The sequence below is a fragment of the Streptomyces sp. NBC_01317 genome, from assembly GCF_035961655.1.
Classification (GTDB): domain Bacteria; phylum Actinomycetota; class Actinomycetes; order Streptomycetales; family Streptomycetaceae; genus Streptomyces.
The window spans coordinates 7,017,887-7,043,817 of record NZ_CP108393.1 but is presented as its reverse complement, the minus strand read 5'-3'; the positions used below and the strand labels follow the sequence as shown (position 1 = coordinate 7,043,817).

The following is a 25,931-nucleotide window of genomic DNA, read 5'->3' as shown; positions in this document are numbered from 1 at the left end:
GGACACCGTGATCAGCGACGGCATGGCCGAAGTCCTGCGGACCCTGGGCCTCGGCGGGGACAAGGACCTGGCGGCCGTCTGCGTACAGGCCCTCGGGGTCGACGGGGTCGCCGTGTCCCTCCTCCTGGACGACGGCCCGCTGGTCGAGCCCTTGTGGTGCTACCCCGGGAGCAGCGCCCGTTTCGAGGAGCTCCAGTTCACCTTCGGGGAAGGCCCGGGACCCGAGGCGGTCCGTACGGGTGTGGTCGTCCTGGAGCCCGATCTGGCGCGCGTACGACCCGAGCGGTGGCCGGCCCTGCTGCCGGCCGCGCTGGCCACCCCGGTGCGGGGCGTCTTCTGCTTCCCCCTCGGCATAGGCGCCATCCGTTTGGGTGTCATGACCGTCGTGCGCCATGACAACCGCGGGTTGTCGCGCCAGCAGATCGCGGACGCGCTGGCGCTCACGGCGGCGCTGACCACGGCTTTCCTGGACGACCAGGACACACGGGTCAGGGGCGACCGGCAGGCGGTGTCCCCGTCGTCGGAGGTACACCGTGCGGTGGTCCACCAGGCGACCGGCATGATCAGTGTGCAGCTGGGGGTGGAGCTGGCGGAGGCGCTCGTCCGGCTGCGCGCCTTCGCGTACGGCAGTGAGCGGACGCTGAGCGAGGTCGCGTCGGATGTGGTAGCCAGAAAGCTTCGATTCGAGGACCATAAGAACGGGCCGCGTTCGCCCGACGGTGGAAAGAGATGATCGGCATGGCCCGCGAACAACGCCTGGCGGAGATCTTTGTGGAGGTCGCCGACTCCCTGATCGACGACTTCGACGTCATCGATCTGCTCCAGCGGCTGTCCACCCGCTGCATCGAACTGCTCGACGTCGACGCGGCGGGCATCATGCTGGCGGACGTGCACGGCGAGTTGCAGATCATGGCCGCGTCCGACGAGCACGCCCGGCTGCTCGAACTGTTCGCCGTGCAGCACGACCAGGGTCCGTGCGTGGAGTGCTACGCCACGGGTGTGGCGAGCCCCAACATCGACCTGACGGACGACGCGGCCGCCGAGAAGTGGCCGCGCTTCACCGCACAGGCGCGCGCGACGGGGTACGTGACCACCCACGCGCTGCCCCTGCGGCTGCGGGACCGCGTGGTCGGCGCGCTGAACCTCTTCCAGAACGAGCCGCACCCGCTCGGCGAAGGGCAACTGGCCCTCGCGCAGGCGCTCGCGGACGTCGCGACGATCGCCATCCTCCAGCAGCGCACGCTGGAGCAGTCGCACGTGGAGACGAGCCAGCTCCAGGCGGCACTGACCAGCAGGGTGCTGATCGAGCAGGTGAAGGGGATCCTCGCCGAGCGCTGGGGTGCGTCCGTGGACGAGTCCTTCGAGGCCTTCCGCGCCTACGCCCGCGCGCACCGGCTGCGGCTGGCGGACTTCGCGGCCGAGATCATCACCGGCGGCTTCGACACCACACTGATCCCGGCGCCGGCGCCGAGCCTCTGATTCAGCCGAGCCTCTGAGCCGGCCCAGCCTCTGAGTCACCGGGAGCGCCGCGGCGCACGCGGGGCCGGGCGCCGTCCGAGGGCCCTCATCCGTCCCCGTACGCCTCTCCGCCCAGTTCCAGCACGGCCGTCCCCGCCGTGGTGTCCGCGAGCCAGGCCCGGAACGTGTCGACCTCCCCGTCCGGCAGCCTGATCCCGATGGTCACCGCCTCCGCGTACCGCACCTCGCGGACCGCGCGCCCGGTGGCCCGCAGATCGTTCTCCAGCTTGCCGGCGCGCTGGTGGTCGACGGTGACGGCGGCGAGCCGGAAGCGCCGCCGGGTCCGGAAGCCGACCACGTCCAGCGCCTCGCCGACCGCTCCCCCGTACGCCCTGATCAGCCCGCCCGCGCCCAGCTTGACCCCGCCGTAGTAGCGGGTGACGACCACGACGACGTACCGCATCTCGCGGCGCAGCAGCATGTCGAGCATCGGCACCCCGGCGGTCCCGCCCGGCTCCCCGTCGTCGCTCGCCTTCTGTACGGAGGCGTCGGCGCCGATCACGTAAGCGAAGCAGTGGTGACTCGCCGCCGGGTGCTCCTTGCGGATCCCCGCCACGAACTCCTGCGCCTCGCGCTCGTCGGCGACGGGCGCGAGGGCGCACAGAAAACGCGACCGGTTGACCTCGGTCTCGTGCACGCCCGCACGGGCGACGGTCCGGTACTGCTCCTGCATCACCCCACCCTATGCGGGGCCGCCGGCCTGCGGACCCGCCGGAATACGCGGGAATGACCGGGGCGGGCCACCCGTTGTCCCGGACATGTACGCAGACGAGAAGACCATCCGCCGGATACTCACCTCGACCGGGGACACCTGGGCGGTCGTGGGCCTGTCCACCAACACCTCGCGGGCGGCCTACGGGGTCGCGGCCGTGCTCCAGCGCTTCGGGAAGCGGGTGGTACCGGTGCATCCCAAGGCCGAGACGGTTCACGGCGAACAGGGGTACGCCTCGCTGGCGGACATCCCCTTCCCCGTCGACGTCGTGGACGTCTTCGTCAACAGCGAGCAGGCCGGCGCGGTCGCGGACGACGCCGTGGCCATCGGGGCGAAGGCCGTCTGGTTCCAGCTCGGGGTGATCGACGAGCAGGCGTACGACCGGACCCGCGACGCCGGTCTGGCGATGGTCATGGACCGCTGCCCCGCCATCGAGATCCCGCGTCTCGGCTGAGCCGAGGGCGACGGTCCCGACGAGGAGGGTACGGAGGTCGGACGGCCGGGTCGTACCGGCCGGGCCTCCCCCGCCTCAGATACCCAGTGCCTCCAGCACCACCGCGCCCGGCAGGTCCGCGAAGGCCTTGCCGGGCACGATGAGCTTGCCCCGGCGGCGGCCGCTGCCGATGAGGACCCATTCCGTGTCCAGCACGGCGGAGTCCACGAAAAGCGGCCAGTCGGCGGGCAGTCCGATCGGGGTGATGCCGCCGTACTCCATGCCCGTCTCGCCCACGGCCGTGTCCATCGGGGCGAACGACGCCTTGCGCGCGCCCAGTTGTCTGCGTACGACACCGTTGACGTCGACCCGGGTACGGGAGAGGACGACGCAGGCGGCGAGGGTCGTCCCGCCCGCGCGTTTGCCCGCCACCACGACGCAGTTGGCCGACTGGTCCAGCAGCTCGGCGCCGTGGTGCTCGACGAAGACGGCCGTGTCCGCGATCGCCGGATCGGTGTCCACGAACACCAACTGGTCGGCGGGGACGGCGCCCTGCCAGGCGCGTACGGCCCGGGCGACCGGTTCGGTGAGCAGGTCGAGGCAGTCCGGGGCGGGTCGGGCGTCGGTGAAGTTTCCGATGGGTGCGCGCATGGACGTCACGCTAACGCACGGCAGGTGCACGACCGACGGGTGTGAGCCGTCAACCGCACCGGTCACCGGTCACCCATCACAGGTCACCCGTCAGCCGTCAGCCGTCAGCCGTCAGCCGTCAGGGTCCAACTCCGACAGCGCCAGCAGCTGTTCCGGCGTGATCCCCTCCGGGATCGGTACCGGCGCCGGGGTGCGCAGCGGCGGCTGCCAGCCCCGCTCCGGGTCCCAGCTCCGTACGATCCGGGCCGGGGCCCCCGCCACCACCGCGTGGTCCGGCACCTCGCCCCGTACCACCGCCCCCGCGGCCACGACCACGTTCCTGCCGAGCCGCGCGCCCGGCAGGATGACCGCGCCCGTACCGAGCCAGCAACCGGACCCGATCTCGACGGGCTCGACCCTGGGCCACTGCTTCCCGACGGGCGTCCCCGGATCGTCGTAGCTGTGGTTGGTCGACGTGATGTAGACGTACGGACCGCAGTACGTGTCCGAGCCGATGGTCACCGTGGTGTCGGCGATGACATGGCTGCCCCGCCCGAGCACCACCCCGTCGCCCAGCGTCAGGACCGTCGCGGGCCCGAGGTCCAGGCCGGGCATCATCCCGGCGGTCAGCGTGACCTGCTCACCTATGACGCAATGGTCGCCCAGCTCGATCCACGCCTCGCCGAACACCGTGCCCTGCGGGAACGCCAGCCGCGTGCCGGCGCCGATCCTGGCGAAGCGCAGCCGCCCAGGATGCTCGGCGGTGACGGCGCCGGTGTCCTGGATCCAGCGCCAGCCGCGCTGGACGGCGCGCGACGCGAGAGCGCGGCGCCAGGCGGCCAGCGAGGAGAGGACGTTTCCGTTCTTCGGCACGCACTCACCGTAGAGGGGAGCGGACAGGACGAGCCGGGCGCGGACCTGTGATCTTCCCCCCAGGCCCAGGCGGAACCGGTCCGTCCGCTGTCACACCGTCCCCTCCCCTGTCCCGGCACCCCCTCCCGTATCACGGCGCCCCGCCCGTCAGGAGCACTTCCGCGCTAACTCCCCCGTAGGGCTGGCACCGGCCTTTCGCGGGCCTCGGGACGCGACGCCGTGGCTAGCATGAGCGCCACTCTCTGTCTCCCCCCACACACTCCAAGTACCGAGGGACCGCGGAATGTCAGTGCCTGTCACCCCCAGCCCGCACCGCATACGCCCCGCACGATCGCTGTCGTTGACCGTCCCCCTGGCCGTGCTGGTGGTCGCCGGCGCCGCCGCGGTCGCGGTGGCCGCGGCGGCTCCCGGGCCGGCCCGCGCCTGGGTGACGGCCACCGCCGCCGGAGCCTGGGCCTGCGTGGCGGTCACCGTCGTCGCCGCCGTCGTGCTGGTACGCCAGGGCCGCCGGGGCGCGGTCACGGCGGACGGCGAGGTCAGGACCGCGCAGACCCAACTGGCCCAGCTCGGCGGCGAATCGGCGCATCTGCTGAACGTCTCGCTGCCCTCGGTGGTCAAGCGCCTGCGGGACGGCGCGAGCGCCGAGGCCGCGACCGCCTCCACCACCGCGCCGTCGGACCCGCAACTGCGCCGGCTGCTGGACGTGTTCGCCGCCGAGGTCGCCGCGTCGGAACAGCGCGCGGCCGACTCGCGCGCGGAGTGCGCGAAGGCCGTCGGGCAGCTCGCCCGGGCCGCGGACGACCTCGATCTCCTGATGACGAGGACGATCCCCGAGGCGCTCGGCGGGCTGCGTTCCGGCGGCTCGGCGGACACCGTGCTCGGCGGTCTCGAACCCCCCACGGATCCGCGGCTGCGGATCCTGGTGGACTCGATCGTCCGCGAGTTCGCCACCAGTGAGCGGCGGGGCGCTGCCGCGCAGGCGGCCAGCGCCAAGGCGCTGAGCCGCGTGCAGGCCAAGGCCGTGAGCATGCTCGCCGATCTGCGCGAGATGCAGGACAAGTACGGCGAAGAGGTGTTCGGCGACCTGCTGAGGCTCGACCACAACACCTCCCAACTCGGGCTGCTCACCGACCGGCTGGCCCTGCTGATGGGCGGCCGTGCCAGCCGTGCCTGGAACAAGCCGATCCCGATGGAGTCCATCCTGCGCGGCGCGGTGGGCCGTATCGCCGCCTATCAGCGGGTACGGCTGCACTGCTCCAGCACCGCCGCGATCGCCGGGTTCGCCGCCGAGGGCGTGATGCACCTTCTCGCCGAACTGATGGACAACGCGGCGAACTTCTCCCCGCCCATCGACGAGGTACACGTCTACGTGGAGGAGCGCACGGCGGGGATCGTGGTGACCATCGAGGACAGTGGCCTCAAGATGGCGGACGCGGCGATGCGCCGGGCCGAGGAGTCCGTGTCGGGCCGGATGAACGACCTGGCGGTGCTCCAGGGGACCCGGCTCGGGCTCGCGGTCGTGGGGCGGCTGGCCGCCAAGTACCACCTGAGCGTCAACTACCGGCCGTCCTCGCGCGGCGGTACGGGCGTGGTCGTCCTCTTCCCGCCGCAACTGCTCGCCCAGCAGCGGTCTGTGCTTCCGGAGCAGGCCGTACGGACGGAGCAGGACGCGTTCCCGGAACAGGCTGTGCGACCCGAGCAGGCCGTACGACCCGAGCAGGCCGTACGACCGGAGCGGACGGCGTTCCCGGAGCAGACCGTACGCCCCGAACGCGCCGACACACCGTCGCCCGCTCCCGCCGCGCCGGGCGACGGCCCCCGCGTGGCGACGCCCAACGGGCTGCCGGTACGGCCTCCGGGACGCACGATGGCCGCCGCCGACCGGGGCCGCCCGGAGCCCGAACCGGAAACCGGCGCGCCCCGCACAGGCCGCGACGCCGGCTCCCAGTTCGGCGCGTTCCATCGCGCCCGTCATGGCCACCGCCCGCCGGACGACACGCCCTAGCGACCACCCGCGCACAAGCCTCCAAGCCCCCCAAGTCCCCCACCCGGAACGCGAGATCAGGATCATGCAGACCACTGACAACAGTCTGACCTGGCTCCTGGAGAGCCTGCTGGAACGCACCCCCGGCACCCGCCACGCCCTGGTCCTCTCCCGCGACGGGCTCAAACTCTGCTGGAGCCGCTTCCTCACGGTCGACCAGGCCGACCAGCTCGCCGCGATCTGCTCCGGCATCCAGGCGCTCGCCCAGGGCGCCTCGGTGGAGTTCGGCAACGGCAGCGGAGGCGTACGGCACTCGATGACCGAGTTCCACGGCGGGCTGCTGTTCGTCGTGGAGGCCGGTGAGGGGGCCCACCTCGCGGTCGTCGCCGAGGACGGCGCCGACCCGGGCGTGGTGGGCCACCGGATGACCGAGCTGGTCGAACAGATCGGTGAGCACCTGCGGGCCGAGCCGCGCACACCCGACCGGGAGAGTTCCCCGTCATGATCCGCAAGCCCGTCGACACCGGGGACCCCCACCGGCTGTACACCGTCACCGGTGGCCGCAGCCGGGTCGACGACGACACGTTCGACCTGGTCACCCTGATCGTCGCCGAGTGCGAACCCACCCCGGGCATGCAGTCGGAGCACGCCAGGATCCTCGGTCTGTGCCGTCATCCCACCGCGGTCGTGGAGATCTCCGCCGAGGTGGGACTGCCCGTGACGGTGGTACGGATCCTGCTCGGCGATCTCCTCGCGACGGGCCGTATCACCGCCCGCCGCCCCCGCGCCGGGCGGTCGGTCACCACACCGCCCGACTCCGCCTTTCTCAAGGAGGTGCTCCATGGACTCCATGCTCTCTGAACTGCCGGGCCGTACACCCCTGGCCGACGGGGCGGAGACCGGTCTCAAGATCGTGGTGGTGGGCGGGTTCGGGGTCGGCAAGACCACGCTCGTACGGTCGGTCAGCGAGATCCGTCCGCTCAACACCGAGGAGGTCATGACACAGGCGGGTGCCGGTGTGGACGACCCGGCCGGGCTGACCACCAAGACGACCACCACTGTGGCCTTCGACTTCGGCCGGATCAGTCTCAACGACCGCATGGTGCTCTACCTGTTCGGGGCGCCGGGCCAGGAGCGGTTCTGGTTCCTGTGGGACCGGCTGTTCTCCGGCACCCTCGGCGCGGTGGTCCTGGTCGACACCCGGCGCATGAGCGAATCGTGGTACGCCATCGACCGGCTCGAACACCACAGGACCCCGTTCGTGGTCGCGGTCAACCGGTTCGACGACGACGTCTCCGCGTTCTCCCTGGACGAGATCCGGCAGGCGCTGTCGCTGGCGGACCACGTGCCGCTGATCGACTGCGACGCACGGGTGCGCTCCTCCGGCAAGAACGTCCTGATCACCCTCGTGGACCACCTCTACGAACTGGCCATGGCACGGGAGTTGACCCCATGACCGAACCCACGACGGATCCCCTGGCGGACCACCTGCCCGGACCGGCGGAGCCCACCGAGCCCGGCGGCGCGCCTCCGCCGGGCTGTCCCGCGCACCCGGGCGCGGTGTCGTTGAGCGGTCTGGAGTTCCAGCAGACCCCGTCCGAGCTGTACCGCGCCCTGCGCCGCCGGCACGGCACGGTCGCGCCCGTCCTCCTCGACGGCGACATCCCCGCCTGGCTGGTGCTCGGTTACTCCGAGGTCTCGTACGTCACCGGCCACGACGAGCTGTTCGCCCGCGACTCGCGCCGCTGGAACCAGTGGGACGCCATCCCCGCCGACTGGCCGCTGATGCCGTACGTCGGCCACCAGCCGTCGGTGCTCTTCACGGAGGGTACGGAACACCAGCGCAGGGCCGGTGTGATCACCGAGGCGCTGGAGGCGATCGACCAGTTCGAACTCGCCCAACTGTGCCGGGAGATCGCCGAGGCGCTCATCGACGGGTTCGCGGGCGGCGGTCAGGCCGAGCTGATGACGTCGTACGCGCACGCGCTGCCGATGCGTGCCGTGGTCCGGCTGTGCGGGATGCCGGGCGGCAGCGTGGACACCGACGATCTCGTACGGGACCTGCGGGTCTCCCTGGACGCGGCGGAGGACGACGACCCGGTGGCCGCGTACCTGCGGGTGCAGGCGCGGATCGAGCAGCTGGTCAAGGACAAGCGGGCCAGCCCCGGTTCGGACATCACGTCCCGGATGCTGACCCATCCGGCGGGCCTCACCGACGCCGAGATCGTCCAGGACCTGATCACGGTCATCGCCGCCGCGCAGCAGCCGACGGCCAACTGGATCTGCAACACGCTGCGTCTGCTGCTGACCGACGACCGGTTCGCGCTGAACGTGTCGGGCGGCCGGATCGGGGTGGGGCAGGCGCTGAACGAGGTCCTCTGGCTGGACACACCGACGCAGAATTTCATCGGCCGATGGGCCGTGCGGGACACCCAGTTGGGCGGCCGGCAGATCAAGGCGGGCGACTGTCTGGTCCTGGGACTGGCGGCGGCCAACACGGATCCGCTGATCTGGCCGGGCGGCGCGGTCGGCGCGGAGAACTCCGCGCACCTGTCGTTCAGCAACGGCGAGCACCGCTGCCCCTATCCGGCGCCGCTGCTGGCCGATGTCATCGCCAGGACCGCGATCGAGACGCTGCTGGAGCGGCTGCCCGACGTGGTGCTGTCGGTGGAACCGCACGAGCTGCGCTGGCGGCCCTCGATCTGGATGCGCGGTCTGATGTCGCTGCCGGTTCAGTTCACGCCCGCGGCGCGCTGAGGCCGGGCGGCCCAGGGGCAGGGCCGGGACGTCGGCTCCCGCACGCCCGGCCCGGGACAGCGGTTCCCGGACCGGTCGTACGGCCGGATGTCACGCGGGAGCGGCGGGGGTGAACACCACCGGCAGGGACCTGGGTCCCCGGGTGAACACACCCTGCTCCACCGGGTCGAAGCCGTCGGCGAGACGGACGTCCGGCATGGCGTCGAGCAGTTGGCCGACGCCGGACTCGATCTCCGCCTTGGCCAGCAGGGCGCCGACGCAGAAGTGCCTGCCGAGCGCGAACGCCAGGTGATCGGCGGCGGCGGAGAACGCGGTGGTCGTGGTCAGGTCGTCCCGGAAGATGTCGAAGGTGTCGGGCTCCGCGTAGCGGGAGCTGTCCCGGTTGGCCGCGCCGATCAGACAGGTGACCGTGGCGCCGGACGGTATCGTGCCGCCGCTCACCTCGACGTCCACGGCGGTCTGCCGCATGATCATGTGGACCGGCGGGGTGAACCGGAGCGTCTCCGCGAAGGCCCGCGGGATCAGGCTCCTGTCCTCCCGTACGGCCGCGAGCTGTTCGGGGTGGAGCAGCAGGTTCGCGAAGAGCGAGGCGATCGCCTTGTCGGTGGTCTCACCGCCGGCGGCGAGCAGGAGACTACAGAAGGATTTGATGTCCTCGTCACTCATCCGTACGCCGTCGACCTCGGCGGCGCAGAGGGTGGAGAGGAGGTCGTCGCCCAGGTTGTCCCGCCGGGCATGGATGATCGGGATCATGTACTCGGCGAACTCGACCCGGGTCCGCTCCCCGTCCGCCGTGACCCGGGGGTCGCCGGAGAGGTTGCCGAGGAAGGCGATGACGGCGGTGTACCAGGTGTGGAAGCGCGCGTGGTCGGACTTGTCCAAGCCCAGCATGTCCACGATGACGTTGATGGGGAAGCGGGTGGCGAAGGCCTCCACCAGGTCGACGGTACCGGTGTGCCGGAAGGTGTCGATCAGCTCGCGGGCGTTGCGGTCGATGACCGGCAGGAACTTCCGCTGGAGGTCGTCGCCGCGGAAGGCGGGAGCGACGAGCGCCCGGCGTACGGCGTGCTCCCGCCCGCTGAGCTGGAGGATCGTCTTTCCGTGCACGGGCGCGATCTGCCAGTCGTAGTTGTCGGTGGTGAACACCGACTCCCGGTCCTTGAAGGCCCGTTCCACGTCGTCGTACCGCGAGATGATCCAGCTGCGGGTGGCCTCGTGCCAGATGAGGGGCGCGTGTTCGCGCATGGCGCGGTAGGCCGGATAGGGATCGGCGGCGAACTCGGCGGAGAGAATGTCGGGGATCTGCTGTGCGGTGGCCATGGAGCTCCCTCGGATCGACCCACACGATCGGAACATCCCTGCCCGCACAGTTTATTGATGATCCATCAGAAGAGACACCCCCGAGGGCGGCCCGACCTGGTGTCGAAAGGCCGGCGAGGGTCGCCTACGGTTCGTACGAATACCGGAGGCGAGACGGGGAGAGACGGCATGACGCACGAGGCATTGGTCACGGGGCTGGCGGGCAAGGACCCCCGGATCGATCCGGGCGCCTTCCTCGCGCCGACCTGTGTGGTGGTGGGCGAGGTGACCGTGGCGGCGGGCGCCAGCGTCTGGTACCACACGGTGCTGCGGGCCGACTGCGGCCCGATCCTGCTCGGCACGGACTGCAACATCCAGGACAACTGCACGCTGCACTCGGACCCGGGCTCCCCGCTGTCCGTCGGCGCGCGGGTGTCGGTGGGCCACAACGCGGTGCTGCACGGGTGTGTCGTCGAGGACGACGTACTGATCGGCATGGGCGCGACGGTCCTGAACGGCGCGCACATCGGCGCGGGCTCCCTGATCGCGGCGCAGGCGCTCGTACCCCAGGGAATGCGGGTGCCACCGGGCTCAATGGTCGCGGGGGTACCGGCGAAGGTGCGCCGACAGCTGACGGAGGAGGAAAAGGAGGGCATCAAACTGAACGCGGCGGTCTACCTGGCCCTCACGAAAACGCACCGGGAAGCACACGGCATCTCAAGCCCGTCCGGCGATTGAGGACACCCCATCCCGGCGGACGGCCCCGCCTACTCCCCGGCCCGCACCGACTCCGGCGCACCCGACTCCACCGCGGCCGCGCCCGACGCGGCCGCCGCGGACTTCTTCGCCCGGTTCCGCAACACCAGCATCGACCCCACCCCGATCAACACCGCCAAAGCCAACCCCACCCAGGAGAACCGCTTGAGCCACGGCTCGGCCACCACACCCACCGTGTAGATGACCGCCGTCGTCCCCCCGGCCCACACGATCCCGCCGAACACGTTCGCGATCAGGAACTTCCAGTACGGCATGTGCAGGACCCCCGCCAGCGGCCCCGCGAAGATCCGCAGCAGCGCCACAAAACGGCCGAAGAAGACCGCCCACATGCCCCACTTCTCGAAGGACCGCTCCGCCATGGAGATCTGGGCCTCGCCGAAGTGCTTGGGGAACCTGCCGCCCAGCCACGCGAGCAGCGGCCTGCCGCCACGGCGCCCGATGGCGTAACCGATCGAGTCCCCGATGATCGCGCCGGCCGAGGCACACGCACCGAGGATGTACGGATTGATGTCACCGTGCTGGGACGCCAGCAGCGCCGCACTGACAAGGACGATCTCACCGGGCAGCGGGATGCCGAGGCTTTCCAGCCCGATCACCAGCCCCACCAGGAGATAGATGCTGACCGCGGGCACGGTCTCGAGCCACTCCTGGACGTGCAACGCCGGTTCCTCCCGTATACCCGTAAACCTGCTGCGGCTGTACGGCGGGAAGCCTACCTGGTGACCGGGGACAGTCAGGCGTTCGGTCGCAGCGTCCAGACGACGGTCATCTCGGCGGTCACCGCGCCGTCCGCGCGGGTGAGGTCCACGGTGACGGGAAACTCGGGCCGCTCCCCCGCGTCCAGCTGCGCGACGACGTCCGCCACCGGGCGGCCGAGCGACGCGGTCGCCGTGACGACCCCCATGGCGAGCTTCCGATAGCTGATCGCCGCGTTGACGGCGAGCGGTACGGCACGGTGGAGCTGGTCGCCGAACGCGGCGATCACGATCGCGCCGCTCGCGGACTCGGCCAGCGTGAACATCGCTCCGGCGTGCGGTCCGCCGACGTGGTTGTGGTATTCGGGGCGGTCGGGCAGCCGGACCACGGCCCGCTCGGGAGTCGTCTCGACGAATTCCAGCTCCAGGGTCCTGGCCATGGGCACGGTGGCGGTGAGCAGTTCACCGACGGACATCTGATCAGCGCTCATGCGACAAGATGTTACTCATGAGTAGTGCGGCTTGGCCATACCCTGACGGGGCGGCCGTGGCGGCCGGGGTACGGCCCCTCTATCGTTACTCGCCATGTGGCCAGGACAGCAGCCGCCCGGGGGCGAGCAGAACCCGCAGGACCAGAATCCCAATCCGTACCAGCAGCCGGGGTACCAGCAACCGGGATACGCGCAGCCGAATCCGTATCAGCAGCCCGGCTACCCGCAGCAACCCGGTTACCAGCAGCAGCCCGGATATCCGGCCGCCCCGAACCCGTACCAGCAGCCGACCGTGCCGCAGTACGCGGTGCCCGGGCCGCCGGGACCGGGCGGCCCGGGTCCGTCGGGCGGCGGAAGGAAGACGACGGTGGTCGCGATCGTCGCGGCCCTGGCCGTGGTCGTGGCGGCGGGCGTCACCGGATTTCTCGTGCTCGGCGGGAGCGACGACAGCGCGAAGGACACCAAGGGCGACGACCAGAAGCCTTCGGTGTCCGCGAAGCCGAGCACGTCGAGCCCCGCGGCCAATCCCCGCGACGGGGCCGCCGCGGCCAAGCCGCAGATCACGGGCTGGAAGGTCGTCAGCAACCCCAAGTACGGGACGCTGTTCGACGTTCCGGCGGACTGGGAGGTGGAGAAGCCCACCGTCGCCACGTTCTTCGAGGACGAGAAGAAGGGGGACGGCTCGCCCATCTTCTCCTTCTCCGCCCCCGCCTTCTACAAGTCCAAGTGGTGCTCGCAGGACGCCGACCGGAACGGCGAGACCGAGGACAGCAGCCTGGTCGGGACGGGCACCAAGGGCGCCAGGGGCGCGAAGGACACGCCGTCGTCGGCGGAGATCCAGGCGAGCAACCTGGTCTGGGCCGCCTACGCCCAGAAGGAGCCGGAGGCGAAGCTCAAGACCATCCTGAAGACCAGCAAGGGCGCGCCGTTCACCACCACGTCCGGGCTGGAGGGCAGTTACTCGATCTCGACCACCACGGGCGTCACCAAGAAGACCAAGTGCGAGACCGACGGCAAGGCGATCGCCTTCTCGTTCGTCAACACACAGGGTGAGTACGCGACATGGGTGGCGTTCGCCGCCAAGGGGGTGACGGACGAGGTGCCGGACGAGACCTTGAAGAAGATCATGGGCACGGTACGGCTGGCGGGCGCCTCCTGACCGGCCCGCGGGATCGCGGGACACCACGTTTTCGCGGGGCGGCCGATACACGGGGCGGCCGGATAGTCGGTTGGCACAGGGGCCGCCCGCGGGGATAGTCCTGGGGTGAGTGCATCCGCAGGCGCCCCGGGCCGCCGAACCCGCCCCTCGCGTCGCCCCGACTGGGCCGGCCGCAACTACTCCCTGCTGACGGCCGCCGCGATCGTCACCAATCTGGGCAGCCAAGGGGCCCTGATCGCCTCGGCGTTCGCGGTGCTCCAGATGGGGGGCGACGGCGGGGACGTCGGGCTCGTGGCCGCCGCGCGGACCGTACCGCTCGTGCTGTTCCTGCTGGTGGGCGGCGCGCTGGCCGACCGGTTGCCACGGCATCGGGTGATGGTCGCCGCCAACACCCTCAACTGCGTGTCGCAGGGCACCTTCGCCCTCCTGGTGCTCGTGGGCGAACCACGCCTGTGGCAGATGATGCTCCTGTCCGCCCTCGGCGGGACCGGGCACGCCTTCTTCTCCCCGGCGTCCGAGGGCATGCTGCTGTCCAGCGTCAGCGGCGAACAGGCCGGCCGTGCCTTCGCCCTCTACCGGATGGCCATGCACGGCGCCGGGATCGGCGGCGCGGCCCTGGGCGGGGCGCTGATCGCGGCGTTCGGCCCCGGCTGGGTCCTCGCCGTGGACGCGGCCGCGTTCCTGGTGGCCGCCTCGCTCCGGGCCTTTCTCGACGTCAGCCACATCCCGGTGCGGAAGCCGGGCGGCGGCATGATCTCCGATCTGCGGGAAGGCTGGCGGGAGTTCACCGGGCGCCCCTGGCTCTGGTCGATCGTCGTGCAGTTCGCGGTGGTCAACGCGGTGGTGGTGGCGGCCGAGGCGGTGTACGGACCGCTGGTCGCCGAGGAGGAGTTGGGCGGCGCGGGGCCCTGGGGCCTGGCGCTCGCCGCCTTCGGCGCCGGGACCGTCGTCGGCGCTCTGGTGATGATGCGCTGGCGCCCCCGGCGGCTGCTGCTCGCGGGCACGCTCTGCGTCTTCCCGCTGGCCCTCCCGTCGGCGGCGCTCGCGGTACCGCTGCCGGTCCTGCCGTTGGCGGCGGTGCTGTTCCTGACGGGCGCGTCCATCGAGGTGTTCGGCGTCTCGTGGATGACGGCGCTGCACCAGGAGATCCCGGAGGACAAGCTCTCCCGGGTCGCCGCCTACGACTGGCTGGGCTCGATCGGCATGGTGCCGTTGGCCGCGGCGCTCACGGGCCCGGCGGAGGAGGCGTTCGGTCGTGACACGGCGCTGTGGGGCTGCTCGGCGCTGGTGGTCCTGCTGACAGCGGCGGTGCTGACGGTCCCGGACGTACGGCGCCTGAGCCGCCGTACGACAAAGGTCACGAAGTCCCCCACTCCCCCCACACCCACCCCATCCCCGTCATCCCCGTCATCCCCGTCATCCCCCTCCGCCGATGCTGAAGGCACCGTCGGGCGGACGGGGTGAGGGAACGGCGCCGGCGTCCCGTACCGCCGTGGCGTCCCTGATGAATTTCACCAGGGACGACCCGTGCTCAACGCGGGCCGGGAAGGCGTCGGAGGCGGTACGCCGGGCGAGCGCCGCCGTGTCGATGGCGGAGTGCGAGGCGACGAGCACGGCGTTGCCGAACCGGCGGCCGCGCAGGACGCCGGGCTCCGCGATCAGCGCCAGCTCCTCGAAGACCTGGGCGAAGGTGGCCAGTTGGGAGCGGAGGAAGTCGAAGGGCGCGCCGTCGGCGAGGTTGGCGATGTAGATCCCGTCGGTACGGAGGACCCGTTCGGCCTCGCGGGCGTACTCGACGGAGGTGAGGTGCGCGGGAATCCGCGAGCCGCCGAAGACGTCGGCGACGATGAGGTCGGCGGAGCGGTCCGCCGCCTGCCGGAGCCAGCGGCGGGCGTCCGCGTGGTGCACGGAGATGCCCACGCCGACCGGTATCGGCAGCCGCTCGGCCACCAGCGCCAGCAGCCCGGCGTCGGCCTCCACGACGTGCTGGGGCGAGTGCGGCCGGGTGACGGCCACATAGCGGGGCAGCGTGAGCCCACCACCGCCGAGATGCACCACGGCGAGCGGCTCGGCGTGGGGCGCAACGGAGTCGACGACATGGGCGAGACGACGTGTGTACTCGAACTCCAGATGGGTGGGCTCGTCAAGATCGACGTACGACTGGGGCGCCCCGTCAACGGTCAACAACCAGGCCCGCTCCCGATCGACATCGGGCATCAGCTTGGCAGTCCCATGATCCACAACCCGCACAACGGGAATCGACTCGCTCACCCCCCTATTGTGCGCGCCCCCACTGATCTCCAGCCCGTCCGGCGCTTGAGGACACCCTTCAAGCCCGTCCGGCGCTTGAGGACAACACGTCCAGCCGGACGCCCGGCTCAACGCGATCGCCCCACCCACACCGCACCGACAACCCCCGCCACCCCCACCGCCTGAGCCAACCCCGCCCGCGCAGCGCCCGCCCGCCGCCCCGGATCCAGCACGTTGTGCCCGATCGCCTTCTTCGCCGCCGCCCCCGGCGTGATCACCTCCACCCGCGCACCCCCCGCCACCAGCGCCTCCGCCTGGCTCTGCGGCCCCGCGATCACCCCGCTCCCGGACCCCACGGGCGCGATCACGACCACCCGGTCGTACCCGGCGGCAAGCTGCGCGTTGGCGGGCGAGTGCATCCCGCCGTCGATCCACTTCCGCCCCTCGATGGTCACCGGCGGCCACACCCCCGGCACCGCACAGCTCGCGGCGACCGCGTCCACCACCGGCACCCCGCTCTCCCGGTCGAACACCCGAAGCTCCCCGGTGAGCGCGTCCACGGCGGTGACGGCGAACGCCCGCTCCGGCCAGGTGTCGACCAGGATCCGCGAGGCGATCACGGCCCGGCGTTCCGCCTCGGGCTCCGTCGCGGCGGCCAGCGCGTACCGGCCGATCTTCTGCCCGTACGCCTCCGGGGTACGGGAGACGAGCATCGCCCGCGCGTACCGGAACAGGACCGCCGCCCCCAGCCGCGCCGGCCGTTCGTCCCCGGGCGGAGTCAGCTGCCGCTCGTACAGCGCCTCGACGTCATGCGTCCCGGCGGCGAGCTGCGCGCCGACCACCGAGCCGGCCGACGTGCCGATGATCAGATCGGCGGTGGTCAGGTCCGTGCCGGCGACGCGGAGACCGTGCAGGACACCGATCGTCCAGGCGACGCCGGTGACGCCACCGCCGCCGAGGACCAGGGCCGTACGCGTCATGATTGCCGCCTCTCCCGCACCGGACCCACCACCGGGCCCAGAAGGAAGTGTCGCGCACGAACACAAAAGCCGTCCCCCGACGTACGGCGGACCGGTCTCCGTCGTACACCGGCCCCCGCCGGCCGCCGAGCCCGGCTCCCGTACCCACACAGAAGCCGGGCCCACCGCCTCCACCAGCGAAAACGCGCCCGCGCGCCACCCCTACAGCAGCGACGTCACCGTCCCCGCCCCGACCGTCCGGCCGCCCTCCCGGATCGCGAAGCCGAGCCCCGGCTCCAGCGGGATGTCACGGCCCAGCTCCACGGTCATGGTGACCGTGTCGCCGGGGCGCGCGACGCCGGCGTCGCCCAGGTCCACGTCGCCGACCACGTCGGCCGTACGGATGTAGAACTGCGGCCGGTACCCGGTGGACACCGGAGTCGTACGGCCGCCCTCCCGCGCGGAGAGCACGTACACCCGCGCGGTGAAGCGCCGGCTCGGCGCCACCGTGTCCGGCGCCGCCACCACGTGCCCGCGGCGGATCGCGTCGCGTGGCATCCCGCGCAGGAGCAGCGCGACGTTGTCCCCGGCCTCGGCGGACTCCATCGGCTTGCCGAAGGTCTCCAGGCCCGTGACGGTACTGGCCTGCGGCCCCAGGTCGGCGCCCAGGACCTCCACCTTGTCGCCCACGCGCACGGTGCCGCGCTCGATCGCGCCGGTCACGACCGTTCCGCGCCCGGTGATGGTGAGGACGTTCTCCACCGGAAGCAGGAACGGCGCGTCCGTGTACCTGACAGGAATCGGCACGTACGTGTCGACCGCGTCGAGCAGCGCCTCGATCGACCCCGTCCAGCGCGGGTCGCCCTCCAGCGCGCGCAGCCCCGACACCCGGACGACGGGCGTCGTGTCCCCGCCGTACCCCTGCGAGGTGAGCAGTTCGCGCACCTCCAGCTCGACCAGGTCCGTCAGCTCGTCGTCGCCCGCGTCGGCCTTGTTGAGGGCGACGACGATGTGGTCGACGCCGACCTGGCGGGCGAGCAGGACGTGCTCGGCGGTCTGCGGCATGATCCCGTCGAGCGCGGAGACGACGAGGATCGCCCCGTCCAGCTGCGCAGCCCCGGTGACCATGTTCTTGATGTAGTCGGCGTGACCCGGCATGTCCACGTGCGCGTAGTGGCGGGTGTCGGTCTCGTACTCGACGTGCGCGATGTTGATGGTGATCCCCCGGGCCGCCTCCTCCGGCGCCCGGTCGATCCGGTCGAAGGGTACGTAGGTGGTGCCGCTGCCCCCGCCGGTCCCGCGCTCGCTGAGGACTTTGGTGATGGCGGCGGTGAGGGTGGTCTTGCCGTGGTCGACGTGGCCCATGGTGCCGATGTTCAGATGCGGCTTGGTGCGGACGTATGCCGTCTTGGACATGATGGTCCGGTCCCTTCAAGGAACTCGAAGCGTGAGAGGGACCCCCTGGACGTGCCGACCCTCCCCCTGCGGGGTCCGCCGGACGATCCGGGAAGGGTCAGCTTCGGGCGCCGTCGACGGGCGCCGCGGCGGCGACAGCGGCTGCTGCCGCCGCGTCAGCCGCGAGGAACGCGGCAGCCTTCGGCGCGTCCGCGACTGCGGACGGCGCTGCGAGGAAGGCGTACCGGAACATGTCTCGATGGTCGTCCACGGCGGCCGTCACGTCGAATGGTTTTACACGCGGGCAGGGCGCTCGGCAGCAGCGACAAGCGTGTCCGACTGCTCACATCACACCCCTCTCCCGTCCCCGGTGCGGCGATCACACACGTTCGTCGGCTAGTCTCCCCGGATGCTCGACACCGCCACCCGGCCTGCGCCGGGCATCGCTGTCCGCTGCTCCAGGGCGTTGCGCTCGCCCTGGTCGCGGTTCGCTCTCCTTGTGGCGGTGCTGGGCGCCGCCGGGTCGCTCGTGCTGGTATACGAACCGCAGAGACTCCTGTCGGAGGGCTGGCCGGCCCGGCTCACCGGGAGCGCGGCCGTGGTGCTGTTCGCGGTGGCGTACGGCGTGTGCGCGGTGGCGTTCGTCCCCCGCCCGCTGCTGAATCTCGCGGCAGGGGCGCTGTTCGGTACGGCACTCGGGCTGCCGGCGGCGCTCGCGGGGACGGTCCTGGGCGCGGGACTGGCATTCGGTCTCGGCCGTTTTCTCGGCCAGGACGCACTGCGGCCGCTGCTGCGGGGGCGCTGGATGGAGGCGGCGGACGGCCAGTTGAGCCGGCACGGCTTCCGGTCGATGCTGGCGGTACGTCTCTTCCCGGGCGTCCCGTTCGCGGCGGCGAACTACTGCGCCGCGATCTCCCGCATGGGGTGGATCCCGTTCCTGCTGGCGACGGGGATCGGCTCGATCCCGAACACGGCGGCATACGTGGTGGCAGGCAGCCGCGCCTCCTCCCCGACGTCGCCGATGTTCCTGGTGGCGATGGGCTTCATCGTACTGACGGGCGTGGCGGCAGCATTCGTGGCCTGGCGCAAACGCGACGCACTCCGGGGCAAAGACGCCTGACGGCGAGTCACGTACGAACCAACTACGCCCCCCTTCAGAGCACCCGGGCCACATCCAACCCGCCCTCACCATCCGCACGGGCCACATACATCCACCTTCCAGCCCCGCGCGAGCCAAATCCAGCCCGTCCGGCGCTTGAGGACACCCTCCAAGCCCGTCCGGCGCTTGAGGACACCTTTCAAAGCCCGTCCGGCGCTTGAGGACGCCCACACCCCCACCCGCGCGAACCCACCCGTCCAGCCACCTCCAGCCCGTCCGGCGATTGAGGACGCCCACCCCCGACCCGCGCCCACCCCACCCCGCCCGGCCAACCCAGCCCGTCCGGCGTTTGAGGACACCCTCCAAGCCCGTCCGGCGCTTGAGGACAAAGCATGGCCCCCGGCCCGGCCGCGCAACCCCCAACCCCCCGTCACAACCCCCCGCGCCCACCCCAAAGATCCCCACCCACCGGCACCACCAAGAACCGCGACACCTCCGCGCCCGAAACCCCGGACAACTCCCCAGGCACCCACCGCGGAGCCCTGTCCTTGTCGATGACCTGCGCCCGAATCCCCTCCACCAGATCAGCCGTGCCGAGCGCCGCACACGACGCCCGGTACTCCCGCTCCAGCACCCGCTCCAACGTCGGCAGCGCCCGCGCCGCCCGCAACGACGCCAGCGTCGCCTTGAGCGCGGTGGGCGACCGCGTCAGGATCGTCTCGGCCGCCTCCTTCGCCGCGGGATGCCCGTGCCCGTACAGCCGGTCGACGATCTCCTCGACCGTGTCGGCCGCGTAACACCCGTCGATCCACGCCCGATCGCCCGCGAGCCGCCCCTCGGGCGCCACCCCGGCGTACCGCGCCACCACGTCCCGGACGACGCCCTCCCCCTCCCCGATCGTGTCCCCCAGAGCACCCCGCAGCGCACCCAACCGGTCCGACGGCACAAAATGGTCCGCGAGCCCGCACAACATCGCGTCCGCCGCCCCCACCACCGCCCCCGTGAGGGCCAGATGCGTACCGACCTCCCCCGGCGTCCGCGACAGCAGATACGTCCCACCGACATCCGGCACCAGCCCGATCCCGGTCTCCGGCATGGCGACCGCCGACCGCTCGGTCACGATCCGTACACTGCCGTGCGCCGAGATCCCGACCCCGCCGCCCATCACGATGCCGTCCATGAAGGCGACGTACGGCTTCGGATAGCGGGCGATGTACGCGTTGAGCCGGTACTCGTCGCGCCAGAACTCCGCCGACGCACCCCCACCCGCCCGCGCGTCCTCGTAGATGGCCCGGATGTCCCCGCCCGCGCACAGCCCGCGCTCACCGGCCCCGGAGATGACCACGGCCCGCACACGGTCGTCCTCCTCCCACGCGGCGAGGGCCTCGGAGATCGCCGAAACCATCGCGTGCGTCAGCGCGTTGAGGGCCCGCGGCCGGTTGAGGGTCAGCCGGCCGACGCTCCCCTGACGGTCAGCCAGGACATGCGGTTCGTCCACGTTCGGTACGCCTTCTTCTTGAGAGGTCACGCGTTGCTACAGGTCACCCGTTGTGAGAGATCACGCGTTCTTCCGGGTGAGGTCACCCGCCGGCCCCCGGCCGCCCCAGCGCCTCGATGATCCGGTCCGCCGCCAGCGTCGGCGTCAACGTCCCTTCCCGTACCCGCTGTTCCAGCCCGGGCGCCAGCTCCCGTACCCCCGGGTGCTCACGCAACCGGTCCAGGAGATGGTCACGGACCATCGACCAGGTCCAGTCGACCTGCTGGTCACGCCGCTTGCGCTCCAGCCGGCCGTCCGCCTCCAGGACCGCGCGGTGCTGCTCCAGCCGTTCCCACACCACATCGAGCCCCGTGCCCTCCCGCGCGCTGCAACTGAGCACCGGAGGCGTCCAGGCCGCGTCCACGGGATGCATCAGCCGCAGCGCGCCCGCGAGTTCACGCGCGGCCGAGCGCGCGTCGCGTTCGTGCGGGCCGTCGGCCTTGTTGACGGTGATGACGTCGGCCAGTTCCAGAACACCCTTCTTGATGCCCTGGAGCTGGTCGCCGGTGCGCGCGAGGGTGAGGAGCAGGAAGGAGTCGACCATCCGGGAGACCGTGGTCTCGGACTGGCCGACCCCGACGGTCTCCACCAGCACCACGTCGTACCCGGCCGCCTCCATCACCACGATCGTCTCCCGCGTCGCCTTCGCCACACCCCCCAGCGTCCCCGCGGTCGGTGAGGGCCTGACGAAGGCCGCCGGGTCGACCGCGAGCCGCTCCATCCGCGTCTTGTCGCCGAGGATGGACCCGCCGGTCCTGCTGGAGGACGGGTCCACGGCCAGCACCGCGACCCGGTGCCCGAGGCCGGTGAGCATCGTCCCCAGCGCGTCGATGAAGGTGGACTTGCCCACGCCCGGCACGCCACTGATCCCGATCCGGCGCGCCCTGCCCGCGTACGGCAGCAGCTCGGTCAACAGCCCCTGCGCGAGGGCCCGGTGGTCGGGTCGGGTGGACTCCACCAGCGTGATGGCCCGGGCGATGTACGCGCGCGAGCCGTCCAGGACACCCTTGGTGTAGCTGTCGAGGTCGATCCGTGGCGGCACGCGCTCAACCCTCGTGGCCCAGCGCCGCGGTGAGCGCCTTGAGCAGATCGATCGCCGCGTCGGGGATCACGGTGCCGGGCGGGAAGACGGCGGCGGCCCCGGCCCGGTGCAGTTCCTCGATGTCCTGCGGCGGGATGACCCCGCCGACGACGATCATGATGTCCTCCCGGCCCTCGGCGGCGAGCTGCTCGCGCAGCGCCGGTACGAGGGTGAGGTGCCCGGCGGCCAGCGACGAGACACCGACGATGTGCACGTCGGCCTCCACCGCCTGCCGCGCCACCTCGCCCGGCGTCTGGAACAGCGGGCCGACGTCGACGTCGAAGCCCAGGTCGGCGAAGGCGGTGGCGATCACCTTCTGCCCCCGGTCGTGTCCGTCCTGGCCCATCTTGGCGACCAGGATGCGCGGGCGGCGGCCTTCCGCGCGCTCGAAGTCCTCGACCGCCGCGCGGGTGCGCTCGACGGCCGGGGACGTGCCTGCCTCGTTCCGGTACACACCGGAGATCGTACGGATCTGACCGGCGTGCCGCCCGTAGACCTTCTCCAGGGCGTCGGAGATCTCGCCGACGGTCGCCATCGCGCGGGCCGCGTCCACGGCGAGGGCGAGGAGGTTCCCCTCCAGACCGGGGCCGGGGCCCGACTCGGCCGCCGCGGTGAGGGCCCGCAGCGCGTCCTGGCAGGCGCCGTCGTCGCGCTCCTCGCGCAGCCGGCGGAGCTTGTCGAGCTGCTGGGCCCGTACGGACGAGTTGTCGACCTTGAGGACGTCGATCTTCTCGTCGGTCCCGACCCGGTACTTGTTGACGCCGATGACAGGCTGGCGCCCGGAGTCGATCCGCGCCTGGGTACGGGCCGCCGCCTCCTCGACCCGCAGTTTCGGGATGCCGGCGTCGATGGCCTGCGCCATGCCGCCCGCCGCCTCGACCTCCTCGATGTGCTGCCAGGCGCGCCGCGCGAGGTCGTACGTCAGCTTCTCGACGTACGCGCTGCCGCCCCACGGGTCGATGACCCGGCCGGTGCCCGACTCCTGCTGGAGGAGCAGCTGGGTGTTGCGGGCGATCCGCGCGGAGAAGTCGGTGGGCAGGGCCAGCGCCTCGTCGAGCGCGTTGGTGTGCAGCGACTGGGTGTGTCCCTGGGTGGCCGCCATCGCCTCCACGCAGGTGCGGGTGACGTTGTTGAAGACATCCTGTGCGGTCAGGGACCAGCCGGAGGTCTGTGAATGGGTGCGCAGCGAGAGGGACTTGGCGTTCTGCGGGTCGAACTTCTTCACCAGCCTGGCCCAGAGGAGCCTGGCCGCCCGCAACTTGGCGATCTCCATGAAGAAGTTCATGCCGATGGCCCAGAAGAAGGAGAGCCGCGGCGCGAAGGCGTCGACGTCAAGTCCCGCGCCCAGCCCGGCCCGTAGGTACTCCACCCCGTCGGCCAGGGTGTACGCCAGCTCCAGGTCGGCCGTCGCGCCGGCTTCCTGGATGTGGTAACCGGAGATGGAGATGGAGTTGTAGCGCGGCATCTTCCGCGAGGTGTACGCGAAGATGTCGGAGATGATCCGCATCGACGGCGTCGGCGGATAGATGTAGGTGTTGCGGACCATGAACTCCTTGAGGATGTCGTTCTGGATGGTCCCCGCCAGCTTCTCGGGCGGTACGCCCTGCTCCTCGGCGGCCACGATGTACAGCGCGAGGACGGGCAGCACCGCGCCGTTCATCGTCATCGACACGCTCATCCGGTCCAGCGGGATGCCGTCGAAGAGCCGCCGCATGTCGTAGATGGAGTCGATGGCGACGCCCGCCATGCCGACGTCGCCGGTCACGCGCGGGTGGTCGCTGTCGTAGCCGCGGTGGGTCGGCAGGTCGAAGGCGACCGACAGGCCCTTCTGCCCGGCGGCCAGGTTGCGCCGGTAGAACGCGTTGGACTCCTCGGCGGTGGAGAACCCGGCGTACTGCCGGATCGTCCAGGGCTGGTTGACGTACATCGTCGGGTACGGCCCGCGCAGGTACGGCGCGATGCCCGGGTACGTGGACAGGAAGTCGAGGCCCGCCGTGTCGCGCGCGGTGTAGAGCGGCTTGACGGCGATGCCCTCGGGGGTGTCCCAGACCAGTTCGGCGGCGGCCTTGCCGGTGTGTTCCTCCACCGCCCCGCGCCACTGGTCCTCGGAGCCTGTCGCGGCGCCGGGGCCGAGTTCGATCTCCGAGAAGTCGGGGATTCCCATCACGCCACTCCCATCCGGTCGAGTACGGAGCCGAGGACCGCGACCGCGTCGCCGCCCGCGACGACGAACTGGTCCACTCCGGCCTGTCGGTACGTCTCCTCCTGCTCGCCGGGCCGCCCGGCGAGAAACACCCTGAGCGCGCCGGCCGCGACGAGGGCCCGCGCGACGGGCGCGGCTCCCTCGGCGTACAGCGCGTCGCTGGAGCAGATACAGGCGACGGCGGCCCCGCTGCGGGTGAACGCGCCGGCTGCCGTGTCCGCGTCCACGGACACCGGGTCGTGGACGGCTTCGATCCCGCCGGCCTGGAAGAGCCCGGCGGCGAACGAGGCCCGCGCGGTGTGGGCCGCGGCCGGGCCGAGCGCGGCCAGGAAGACACGCGGCCTTGCTCCGGTGGCGGCGAGGTGGGCGTCCGAGCGGACGCGCAGGGCCTCGAACGCCTCGTCGCGGTGGACGACGGGAAGCCCCCCGGCCGCGCCGGAGGCCGTGGGCCCCGGCGCTTCCGGTGCGGGCTCGCGTACGACCGGGGCCTGGTCGATCAGCGGGAACTCACTGACGCCGGTGATGGGTTCGCGCCGCCGGGCCAGCCGTGCTGAGCGTTCCTTCCAGGTGGCCGCGAGCCGTTCACCGATCAGTCCGCCGTGCAGGGCGGCGCGCAGGCCACCCGCCCGCTCGATCTCCTGGAACCACGCCCAGGCCGCCCGCGCGAGGTCGTCGGTGAGCCGCTCGACGTACCAGGACCCGCCCGCCGGGTCGATCACGCGTCCCAGGTGCGACTCCTCCAGGAGGATCGTGGAGGTGTTGCGGGCGACCCGGCGGGCGAACGCGTCGGGCAGTCCGAGCGTGTGGTCGAACGGCAGGACGGTCACGGCGTCGGCGCCGCCGAGCCCGGCCGCCAGTGAGGCGACGGTGGTCCGCAGCATGTTCACCCAGGGGTCGCGCCGGGTCATCATCACGGGTGAGGTCACGGCGTGCTGGCGCTGCGCCCGGGCAGCGGGCCCGGCGCCGCCGACCTCGGCCACCCTGGCCCAGAGCCGGCGAGCGGCACGGAGTTTGGCGATGGTCAAGAACTGGTCGGCGGTCGCCGCGTACCTGAATTCCAGCTGCCCGCAGGCGTCTTCGACGGAGAGCCCGGCCGCGGTGAGGTCCCGCAGCCAGGCCACGCCGGTGGCGAGTGAACAGCCCAACTCCTGGGCGTCGGACCCGCCCGCCTGGTGGTAGGGCAACGCGTCCACGGAAACGGCGCGCAGCCCGGGGTACTCCCGTGCGCAGAGCAGGGCGAGTTCGGCCGCCTGCCCGACGCCGTCCGCCGACTCCGTCCCCGTACGGGCGAGTTGGCCGTACGGATCCGCCCCGAGCGCGCCCCTCACCTGATACGGCGCCACCTCGCGCTCCCGGTGGAGCCGCAGCAACTCCTGGGCGGCGGCGGCGAATTCGTCCCCGGCGTCGAGGGCGACCGGCGCCAGGTCGAGGTAGACCCCGTCGAGCGCGGTGGCGAGCGCCGACACCGGCACCCCGGCGGATCCCACGGCCAGCCAGAGCGACGTGACCCCGTTCTCCAGATCGGCGAGCACCGCTTCGTTCGTCAGCGCGGGATCGGTACGCGCGTGCCGCTGCCGTACGTCCCAGCCGGCGACCGCGGCCCCCTCGGCCCGGCTGCCCCGGGTGAACGGCGCGAACCCCGGAAAGCCATCGGCCAACGGCGCGTCGTCGGCGGTATAGAGGGGGAAGGTCGAGAGGCCGTCCTGGAGCCGGGTGGACAGCGCTTCCTCGGCCGCCGTACCCGAGGTCTCCCGTCCCGATTTGCGCAGGACGCCCGCCACCAGGCTCTGCCACTCCTCGCGGGTCGCGTCGGAAAACTCGGCGGCGAGAGAAAGCCCGTCATCAGGCAGAACCGTCATGCTCAGATGCTAGGGCAGCCCGTTGAACGAGCAGCAGAGCGCACCGCTGTGACGTTGCACTCCCTTGTCCGCCCCGGAGTGCGCACCCGCCCCTCGTCACGTTTCCCCACTCCTCTCTCCCTTCCCTTCGCTCCCCCCGCGCACGGGCACTTAGCACGCGGACGCTAGGCTGCACCGGAACCGACACGTGATCGCCGCCACTTATTTCGGATCGGCGTCA

At 71.6% G+C, this 25,931-nt stretch carries 26 protein-coding genes; 12 read left to right on the top strand and 14 right to left on the bottom strand.

The genetic code is table 11. The annotated features are described in order from the left end of the window. The first annotated feature begins 7 nt into the window (after window positions 1–7). Window positions 8–733, top strand: coding sequence for an ANTAR domain-containing protein (locus OG349_RS30765; protein WP_327237682.1), 726 nt, complete (start codon window positions 8–10; stop codon window positions 731–733). Further along, window positions 730–1,479, top strand: coding sequence for an ANTAR domain-containing protein (locus OG349_RS30760; RefSeq protein ID WP_442806337.1), 750 nt, complete (start codon window positions 730–732; stop codon window positions 1,477–1,479). Before OG349_RS30765 ends, OG349_RS30760 begins: the two co-directional genes overlap by 4 nt. Before the next feature lie 85 nt (window positions 1,480–1,564). Here the strand turns inward: OG349_RS30760 and OG349_RS30755 are convergent, their stop codons facing one another. Then, on the bottom strand, window positions 1,565–2,191 hold the full coding sequence (locus OG349_RS30755; RefSeq protein ID WP_327237680.1) for a YigZ family protein: 627 nt from the start codon (window positions 2,189–2,191) through the stop codon (window positions 1,565–1,567). 85 nt (window positions 2,192–2,276) lie between these two features. Here OG349_RS30755 and OG349_RS30750 point away from each other — a divergent pair, with 85 nt between their 5' ends. Beyond that, entirely contained in the window at window positions 2,277–2,684 is a 408-nt protein-coding gene (locus OG349_RS30750; RefSeq protein ID WP_161309843.1) for a CoA-binding protein, read from the top strand. A gap of 75 nt (window positions 2,685–2,759) precedes the next feature. Here the strand turns inward: OG349_RS30750 and OG349_RS30745 are convergent, their stop codons facing one another. Both OG349_RS30745 and OG349_RS30740 read right to left on the bottom strand, forming a co-directional pair. Then, entirely contained in the window at window positions 2,760–3,314 is a 555-nt protein-coding gene (locus OG349_RS30745; protein WP_327237679.1) for a YbaK/EbsC family protein, read from the bottom strand. Window positions 3,315–3,425: 111 nt separating this feature from the next. Continuing rightward, entirely contained in the window at window positions 3,426–4,166 is a 741-nt protein-coding gene (locus OG349_RS30740) for an acyltransferase (protein WP_327237678.1), read from the bottom strand. Between the two features lie 283 nt (window positions 4,167–4,449). Here OG349_RS30740 and OG349_RS30735 point away from each other — a divergent pair, with 283 nt between their 5' ends. The 5 genes from OG349_RS30735 to OG349_RS30715 all read left to right on the top strand — a co-directional run bounded on the left by OG349_RS30735 (window position 4,450) and on the right by OG349_RS30715 (window position 8,907). Continuing rightward, the gene (locus OG349_RS30735; RefSeq protein WP_327237677.1) at window positions 4,450–6,171 is read left to right on the top strand and encodes a sensor histidine kinase; all 1,722 of its coding nucleotides are present in this window, start codon (window positions 4,450–4,452) and stop codon (window positions 6,169–6,171) included. 64 nt (window positions 6,172–6,235) lie between these two features. After that, entirely contained in the window at window positions 6,236–6,655 is a 420-nt protein-coding gene (locus OG349_RS30730; RefSeq protein WP_327237676.1) for a roadblock/LC7 domain-containing protein, read from the top strand. Next, window positions 6,652–7,011, top strand: a complete 360-nt coding sequence (locus OG349_RS30725) for a DUF742 domain-containing protein (RefSeq protein ID WP_327237675.1) — start codon at window positions 6,652–6,654, stop codon at window positions 7,009–7,011. The genes OG349_RS30730 and OG349_RS30725 overlap by 4 nt, the downstream gene beginning before the upstream one ends. Continuing rightward, entirely contained in the window at window positions 6,992–7,606 is a 615-nt protein-coding gene (locus tag OG349_RS30720; protein ID WP_327237674.1) for a GTP-binding protein, read from the top strand. Before OG349_RS30725 ends, OG349_RS30720 begins: the two co-directional genes overlap by 20 nt. After that, window positions 7,603–8,907 (top strand): cytochrome P450, encoded by a 1,305-nt coding sequence (locus tag OG349_RS30715; RefSeq protein WP_327237673.1) that lies wholly within the window; start codon window positions 7,603–7,605, stop codon window positions 8,905–8,907. Before OG349_RS30720 ends, OG349_RS30715 begins: the two co-directional genes overlap by 4 nt. 90 nt (window positions 8,908–8,997) lie before the next feature. Here the strand turns inward: OG349_RS30715 and OG349_RS30710 are convergent, their stop codons facing one another. After that, window positions 8,998–10,227, bottom strand: a complete 1,230-nt coding sequence (locus OG349_RS30710) for a cytochrome P450 (protein WP_327237672.1) — start codon at window positions 10,225–10,227, stop codon at window positions 8,998–9,000. 168 nt (window positions 10,228–10,395) lie between these two features. Here OG349_RS30710 and OG349_RS30705 point away from each other — a divergent pair, with 168 nt between their 5' ends. Beyond that, on the top strand, window positions 10,396–10,944 hold the full coding sequence (locus OG349_RS30705) for a gamma carbonic anhydrase family protein (protein WP_327237671.1): 549 nt from the start codon (window positions 10,396–10,398) through the stop codon (window positions 10,942–10,944). 29 nt (window positions 10,945–10,973) lie between these two features. Here OG349_RS30705 and OG349_RS30700 read toward each other — a convergent pair whose 3' ends face one another. After that, the gene (locus OG349_RS30700; RefSeq protein WP_327237670.1) at window positions 10,974–11,642 is read right to left on the bottom strand and encodes a DedA family protein; all 669 of its coding nucleotides are present in this window, start codon (window positions 11,640–11,642) and stop codon (window positions 10,974–10,976) included. A gap of 74 nt (window positions 11,643–11,716) precedes the next feature. Further along, the gene (locus OG349_RS30695; RefSeq protein ID WP_327238791.1) at window positions 11,717–12,154 is read right to left on the bottom strand and encodes a DUF4442 domain-containing protein; all 438 of its coding nucleotides are present in this window, start codon (window positions 12,152–12,154) and stop codon (window positions 11,717–11,719) included. 109 nt (window positions 12,155–12,263) lie between these two features. Here OG349_RS30695 and OG349_RS30690 point away from each other — a divergent pair, with 109 nt between their 5' ends. Beyond that, a complete protein-coding gene (locus OG349_RS30690) occupies window positions 12,264–13,328 on the top strand; it encodes a hypothetical protein (protein ID WP_327237669.1) in 1,065 nt (354 codons plus the stop codon). A 105-nt stretch (window positions 13,329–13,433) separates the two neighbouring features. Further along, on the top strand, window positions 13,434–14,792 hold the full coding sequence (locus OG349_RS30685; RefSeq protein WP_327237668.1) for an MFS transporter: 1,359 nt from the start codon (window positions 13,434–13,436) through the stop codon (window positions 14,790–14,792). Here the strand turns inward: OG349_RS30685 and OG349_RS30680 are convergent. The 4 genes from OG349_RS30680 to OG349_RS30665 form a co-directional block, all read right to left on the bottom strand. Next, window positions 14,745–15,599: a spermidine synthase gene (locus OG349_RS30680; RefSeq protein ID WP_327237667.1), complete on the bottom strand. Its 855-nt coding sequence runs from the start codon at window positions 15,597–15,599 to the stop codon at window positions 14,745–14,747. The two genes, OG349_RS30685 and OG349_RS30680, sit on opposite strands and share 48 nt — an antisense overlap. 107 nt (window positions 15,600–15,706) lie before the next feature. Continuing rightward, complete coding sequence (locus OG349_RS30675) at window positions 15,707–16,558, bottom strand: patatin-like phospholipase family protein (RefSeq protein WP_327237666.1); 852 nt, start codon at window positions 16,556–16,558, stop codon at window positions 15,707–15,709. 201 nt (window positions 16,559–16,759) lie between these two features. After that, entirely contained in the window at window positions 16,760–17,953 is a 1,194-nt protein-coding gene (gene tuf, locus OG349_RS30670; RefSeq protein ID WP_327237665.1) for an elongation factor Tu, read from the bottom strand. A gap of 97 nt (window positions 17,954–18,050) precedes the next feature. Next, complete coding sequence (locus OG349_RS30665; protein ID WP_272925702.1) at window positions 18,051–18,185, bottom strand: hypothetical protein; 135 nt, start codon at window positions 18,183–18,185, stop codon at window positions 18,051–18,053. A 156-nt stretch (window positions 18,186–18,341) separates the two neighbouring features. Between OG349_RS30665 and OG349_RS30660 the strand changes: the two genes are divergently transcribed. Then, entirely contained in the window at window positions 18,342–19,052 is a 711-nt protein-coding gene (locus OG349_RS30660; protein ID WP_327237664.1) for a TVP38/TMEM64 family protein, read from the top strand. Window positions 19,053–19,461: 409 nt separating this feature from the next. Here OG349_RS30660 and OG349_RS30655 read toward each other — a convergent pair whose 3' ends face one another. From OG349_RS30655 to OG349_RS30640, 4 genes are all read right to left on the bottom strand, one after another. Then, window positions 19,462–20,529 (bottom strand): enoyl-CoA hydratase/isomerase family protein, encoded by a 1,068-nt coding sequence (locus OG349_RS30655; protein WP_327237663.1) that lies wholly within the window; start codon window positions 20,527–20,529, stop codon window positions 19,462–19,464. Window positions 20,530–20,611: 82 nt separating this feature from the next. After that, window positions 20,612–21,610, bottom strand: coding sequence for a methylmalonyl Co-A mutase-associated GTPase MeaB (gene meaB, locus OG349_RS30650; RefSeq protein WP_327237662.1), 999 nt, complete (start codon window positions 21,608–21,610; stop codon window positions 20,612–20,614). 4 nt (window positions 21,611–21,614) lie between these two features. Further along, window positions 21,615–23,813, bottom strand: a complete 2,199-nt coding sequence (scpA, locus tag OG349_RS30645; RefSeq protein ID WP_327237661.1) for a methylmalonyl-CoA mutase — start codon at window positions 23,811–23,813, stop codon at window positions 21,615–21,617. Further along, window positions 23,813–25,711 carry a methylmalonyl-CoA mutase family protein gene (locus OG349_RS30640; RefSeq protein WP_327237660.1) on the bottom strand — a complete coding sequence of 633 codons (1,899 nt, stop codon included), beginning with the start codon at window positions 25,709–25,711 and terminating at the stop codon, window positions 23,813–23,815. Before OG349_RS30640 ends, scpA begins: the two co-directional genes overlap by 1 nt. Window positions 25,712–25,931: the final 220 nt, after the last annotated feature.